4 protein-coding genes and 1 riboswitch are annotated in these 6,148 nt (G+C 71.4%); all 4 genes read right to left on the reverse strand.

Annotated features, from left to right (window positions below):
• Positions 1-700 (reverse strand): oligosaccharide flippase family protein (locus tag VIB55_RS22945; protein ID WP_331879007.1); only part of this gene is annotated, 700 nt, incomplete at its 3' end.
• Between the two features lie 25 nt (positions 701-725).
• Positions 726-2,318, reverse strand: coding sequence for a sugar transferase (locus VIB55_RS22950; protein WP_331879008.1), 1,593 nt, complete (start codon positions 2,316-2,318; stop codon positions 726-728).
• Between the two features lie 16 nt (positions 2,319-2,334).
• A riboswitch (cyclic di-GMP riboswitch) is annotated at positions 2,335-2,426 on the reverse strand.
• A gap of 408 nt (positions 2,427-2,834) precedes the next feature.
• The gene (locus tag VIB55_RS22955) at positions 2,835-5,270 is read right to left on the reverse strand and encodes a GumC family protein (protein ID WP_331879009.1); all 2,436 of its coding nucleotides are present in this window, start codon (positions 5,268-5,270) and stop codon (positions 2,835-2,837) included.
• Positions 5,271-5,276: 6 nt separating this feature from the next.
• Positions 5,277-6,002, reverse strand: coding sequence for a polysaccharide biosynthesis/export family protein (locus VIB55_RS22960; protein ID WP_331879010.1), 726 nt, complete (start codon positions 6,000-6,002; stop codon positions 5,277-5,279).
• Positions 6,003-6,148 lie beyond the last annotated feature (146 nt).

Raw genomic sequence — 6,148 nt, forward strand, 5'->3', positions numbered from 1 at the left:
GCGCGAAGTAGTTGACGACGGCGTTCAGGCTGGCCTTGGCGCCGTACCCCAGCAGGTCGCGCAGCTCGGGCCGGCCCAGCAGCGGCTTCACCGGCGGGCGGACGATGGCCAGCGCCAGCACGCTTTCCAGCCCTGTCTGGATCAGCGACCCCCACACCAGGCTCCACACGCCGAAGCCCGCCAGCGCCAGGGCGGTGACGGCGATGGCATAGCCCACCACGTAGCTGACGACGCTGACGGTGAACAGCGACCCCGCCCTCATCTCGCGCTGAAGGATGGCCCGGGGCACCACGCCGAACGCCCCCATCACGAAGAGCAGCGATTGGACGGCCAGCACGCCCGGAAGCTGCGGGCTGGCCAGCAGCACCCCCGCCACCGGCGCCAGCAGGGCCACCAGGGCGGTAATGCCCAGCCCCAGCAGGATGGACGCGGAAAAGGCGGTGCGAAGGTGGCGCGGGGTCAGCTCGCGCCGCTGCACGATGGCCGGCCCCAGCCCCAGGTCGGCCACCAGCGTGGCCAGGCCGGTCACCACCAGCGCCAGGGCCACCAGGCCGAAGTCGGCGGGAGGAAGCAGGCGGGCCAGCAGCACGCCCGTGGCGAACTGCAGCAGCCCCTGCACGACGGAGGTGCCAAGACGCCACTGGGCGGCCGAAAGAGTTCGGGCGCCCAGTGTGCGCCCCGTGGGGGGCGAATCGGTCACGTGGTTTCGCGAACGGGCGGGCCAGTCACGCGGCGCCGGTGCCGCGAAGCACGGTGGGCAGCGTCAGGGCCAGGATCTTCATGTCCATGGTCATCGACCACTCGTCGATGTACTTGAGGTCCAGCGTCACCCAGTCGTCGAAGCCCAGGTTGCTGCGCCCGCTCACCTGCCACAGCCCCGTCATTCCCGGGGGCGCGCTGAACCGGCGCATGAACCACGCCTGGTCGAACAGCTGCACGTCGCGCACGGCCATGGGGCGGGGCCCCACCAGCGACATCTCGCCCATCAGCACGTTCCACAGCTGCGGAAGCTCGTCGAGCGAGGTCTTGCGCAGCCAGCGGCCCACCGACGTCACGCGGGGGTCGTCCTTGATCTTGAAGATCGGGCCGATCGCCTCGTTCTTGTCTTCCAGGTGCGCGATCAGCGCCTCGGCGTTGGGCACCATCGTGCGGAACTTGTACATCTTGAAGCGGCGCTTGTTCTGCCCGTAGCGCTCCTGCGCGAACAGCACCGGCCCGCGGCTGGTGAACTTGATGGCCAGCGCGATGCCGATCAGGAAGGGCGACAGCACCAGCAGCCCCGCGGCAGCCCCCACGATGTCCACCGCCCGCTTGATGAGCACGCGGTGGTCGTCGCAGAAGGTCTTCATGGTCAGGAAGGGGAGCGCCCGGTCGTGCTCCAGCCGGGGCCGCGCCACCGACACCTGGAAGGCGTCCGCCAGGTACTTGCTCTCCACCCCCACCCGCGCGCACACCTCGATGGAGCGCTGGATCTCGGCGTAGCACGACTTGACCGGAAGGGCGATCAGCGCCTCGTCGACCACGTGGTGCATCAGCCAGTCTTCCAGCCCGTCCAGGCTGCACACCTTGGGAAGGTCCATCCGGGCGTCCAGCGCGTGGTCGTCGGAATCCACCCATCCCAGCAGCTCCACGCCGCCGGCGGGGCGCGACAGGATCTCGTCGCGCAGGCGCCGGGCGCGCGGCCCGCTGCCGATGATCAGCACCCGCCGGGGCACGTGGGTGCGCGCCGCCGAGTTTGCCAGCGCCCACACCGGAACGCGAACGGCGACGGCGATGGCGGCCGAGGCCACCCAGAACGCGGCCGCGGCGGGAACGCGGTACGGCCCCGCCAGGGTGGGCATCACGAAACTCATGGCGATGAAGCTGCCCAGCCCCGTGGCGGCCACGATGCGCAGGATGGCGTGCCGGCGGTTGGGCGCCACGTGCGCGTCGTACACGCCGGCCATGGAGAACAGCCGCGGCCACAGCAGGGCGAACAGCCCGGTCAGCAGCGCGTGGCGGATGGTGATCTGGAGCTTGAGCACCTCGTTCAGCCCGCCGGGCATGGTGCCCAGCGCCGTGCCGATCCACACCGCCAGCAGCAGCCCCACGCACGCGAAGGTGTCCACCGTCCGCTGCACTTCGGTGGGAAGCGCGGGAACCCGCGAGGGGAGCATCGTGGGCGCCGCCGACACCGTGAGGGTGGGCGGCACCGGCACCGACGCGGGCTCGTGGATGACGGGAACAGCCGGCACTTCGCGCGGAACTTCGGGCGGGGGGCCGATTTCGGGTGCTCCCCGGAGGGTGGTGCCCTCGAGGGCGATGATGCTGCGCTGCATGGCTTGTCCTACCACCTTCGGCGGCTGGGCTGTCTTGGCGATCCCCTGCGCCAACCAAGACCCCTGGCTCTGCGGCCCCGCCTCGCGGCGGGAGTGCTCTTGTCGGGTGCTGCACGGCCCGGAGGCCCCAGGCCGCCATCAAAGCGAATTCTATACCACCGGCGCACCTGTTTGTGCCCTCTCGTCCTGATCTGGGAACGAGTTAGGCCGTCATGGGGCACATCGTCGCGGATGCGGATGTTCCGCAACTCTGCCGCGGCGTGCGGCTGGGTGGGAGGGGTGTCACGCGGAGGCGCGGAGGACGCGGAGGGCACGGAAGGGTCCTTCGGCCGGTGGGGGTGGTCCCGGGCCGTCGTTCACAGGATGCGCGCGAGCTACGCGAAACGCCAGCATCCGCGCAGAATCCCCGGAGCCCCTTTCGGCCGGCGGCTGACGCGGAAGCGGAGGAAGGCAGAGAACTCTCCGCTCTTCCTCCGCTTCCTCCGCGCCTCCGCGTGGGATCTTCCCCCCGGCTCGTCAGCCCGCCTGGGCGTAGTAGGCGCGGCCCTCTTCGTACCACTGGTAGGCGGGGTCGTAGTCGCGGTCGCGGTCGGGGACGATGTCGTTGAGCACCGTGCCCACGGTGGGCATGCGCGCCCGGCGGCACTGCTCGGCGGCGTGCACCACCGCCTCGAAGGGCGTGACCCCGGCGCGCGACACCAGCAGCGTGGCGTCGGCGCAGGCGCCCAGCACGGCCGCGTCGGCGAACAGGTTCAGCGGGGGCGAGTCCAGCACCACGATGAAGTACTTTTCGCGCAGCCACTCCATCAGCACCTGGATGCGCGGCGACCCCAGCAGCTGCACCGGGTCGGGCGGCAGGTGCCCGGCGGGGATGTAGTGAAGCTGCCGGCCCTCGCCCACGTTCACCAGCTGCACCACGTCGGCCAGGGCCACGGTGCCCGCCAGCAGGTCCGAAAGCCCCGGCGTGCCGCCGCCGCCCTGGGGCGCGGGCGCCCCGCGGCGCAGGTCGGCGTCGATCAGCAGCACCCGCAGCCCGCGCTGGGCCAGCGTGGAGGCAAGCCCCGCGGCCGTGGTCGTTTTTCCATCCCCCGGCAGCGGGCTGGTGACCAGCACCGCGCGCACGTCCTCGCCCGGCTTCAGGAAGAGCAGGTTGCGGTACAGCCACTCGTACGAATCGGCCGTGGCGGTGGGCGCACCCGCGGGGAGCGCGGGCATCAGCGAGGCGATGCCGGCGGTGGGCACCAGGGCCCGCCCCGCGTGCGAGTCGGAGGCGCGGCCGGGACGCAGCATCCGGCGCATCCCGCGCAGAGCCTTCTTCCCCGGCGACAGGGTGGCCCCCATCCGCGGCACCCATCCCAGTACGGGGAACCCGGTGGCGGCCTGCAGGTCGTCGCGGGTGTGCACCGACACGTCGGCGTACTCGCGGGCGAAGGCGATGCCCACGCCCAGCAGCAGGCCGACCATGGCCAGCACCCCGGCGATCAGGGGCGTGCTGGCGTTGGACGGCCTGGAGGGGAGCGTCGCCGGGTCCACCACCACCGCGCCCGGCTCGTCCACCGCCTCGGCCACCTCGGCCTCCTTCAGGCGCGCCTGAAGCTGTCCGTACAATCCGCCCAGCACGTCCGTCTGCCGGCTCAACCGTGCGAGCTCCACCTCCTGGGCGGGAATGCGGTCCATCCGCGCCCCGAACGATCCCAGGCTGGCGTCTATGGCGGCCACCTGGTTGCCCAGTCCCTGCACGTACGTGTTTACGATCCCCCCCAGCTGCCCCTCCATCTGCTCGATGCGCTGGGTGAGCAGCTGCACGTCGGGGTCGGCGGCGGTGCGGGTGCGCATCAGGTTGGATCGCTCGTTCTCCAGCTGCGCGATTTGCGTGATCAGCTGCGTGGCGGTCTCGTTGCGCAGGAGGGTGGGGAACGCCGTCAGGTTGCGGTAGGGTGACGACGCGCCCGGGCCGGTGGACGAGCGGGCCTGCGCGATGCTGCGGGCCAGCGCCGAGCGCTCGGCCTCCAGCGCGTTGCGCTGCGCCTGGAGCTGCGCCTGCTGCGTCACCTGGGTGCTCGCCTCCACCGGCAGGGCCACCACGCCCTCACGCTCGCGGAATGCCTGCAGCCGCTGCTCGGCCGCGGTGAGCTGGCCGCGCAGCGTGTCTACCTGGCCGCGCAGGAACTGCACGGTGCTGCGCGCCTCGGTGCCGTGCATGTCGCGCCGCATCTGCGTATAGCGCGCCGCCAGCGCATTCGGAACGTCGCGGGCCAGCGCCGGGTCCGAGGAACGGTAGGCGACGTGCACGACATCGGCATCTTCCGCCGGCTGCGAAATGTCCAGCCGGTTGGCAACGGCCTCGGCGGCGCCCTCGGGCGTGCCGATGGCGATGGTGAACTCGGGGTGGTCCACGGCCTCGGGCGCCAGCACCAGCTGCCCGCCCGGCACCTGCATCGGCGTGCCGGCGCTCGTGCGTCCGATCACCCTGCCGTCGGCGTCGCGGGCCTCGAACTCGCCGTATGCCTGCTTGACGAAGGTGATGGTAGCCGTGTCGGCCTCGGGGTTCAGCCGAATCCCGGAAAGCACCTGGCTGCGGGGAACCCCCTCGGGCTTGACCACGGAGACGCGAAGCTCCAGCGAGTCGGCGACGGCGCGGGCCAGCAGGCGGCTGCGGAGCAGCTCCATCTCCGTGGCCATCCGTCCCTTCTGGTCCGTCACCTCGTTCCCCAGTACCCGCGCCACCCGCTCGCGGTTGTCGTCGACCACGATCGTGGCCGCCGCCACATACTCCGGCCGGCTGCGGGAAACGAGAAGCAGCCCCAGCGCCAGCCCCACGGCCGTGCAGGCGCCGATCAGCAGGCGGTGGCGCTTCATCATCCGCCAGAGCTCGCGCACCTTCACGGGCTCGGGCGCGGGGGGAACGTACGGCGGCGGCGCCACCTGCCCCGGCAGCATCAAGGGTTCCATCGGTTCCTACCTGGTGCCGAAGGCGATGATCAGGCTCACCACGCCCGTGATGGCGGCGGTGACTACGCCCGTGTTGCGGCTGAGCCAGCTCCTCTGGTCCACGTAGATCTGGTCGCCCGACCGGATGGACGCGCTCGCGATGGGGGTGTTGGCCTCCAGCTTCACGGGAAGCCGCACCCCCTCGCGGATGAGCACCACGCGGTTGGGGCTGCCGTCGGTGGTGGTGCCCCCCGCCAGCGCCAGCGCATCGGAAACCGTCATCGTTGGGTCTACGGGATACAGCCCCGGGTTGCGCACGGCGCCCAGCACCTGCACCCGGCGCAGCAGCGTGACCTCGATGGAGGGGTTCTGCAGAAAGCGCGCGAACGCCTGGGTGATACGCGTCTTCACCTGGGCCGGCTGGTCGCCGGCCACGTGGATGTTGCCCACGCGGGGCAGCACCACGTCGCCGTCCTCGTTGACGGTGTAGTCGCCCGACATCTCGGCCTCGCGCCAGATGCGCAGGCGCACGATGTCGCCCAGGCGCAGCGGGTCCGGCCCCTGGTTCAGCAGCGCCTCCGTCACCTCGGGCGGCGGGCCCTCGTCGGGCATCACGTTCGGGCCGGTGGTGGCGGGCGGCGGCGTTCCCTCGGGCGGCACGGCGAACACGCCGCAGGCGGCCAGGGAAGCGGCCATCGTGCAGGAAGAAGCGAGCATCACGGCCAGGCGGCGGATGCGGTCAGGAGCAGTCATGTTCCGGCTTTGGGGGCTCGGGGACCCCCGCGCGAGGGCTTCCGGGATGGAAAAACATGGCTTTCGCGCGGGAACCACAGGCGTGGCCGGTGCAAGCGGGGTGCCACTTCGGGTCGTATCAGGAAATCCTGTTTCTTCGCGCACTG

The organism is Longimicrobium sp. (assembly GCF_036554565.1).
GTDB lineage: Bacteria > Gemmatimonadota > Gemmatimonadetes > Longimicrobiales > Longimicrobiaceae > Longimicrobium.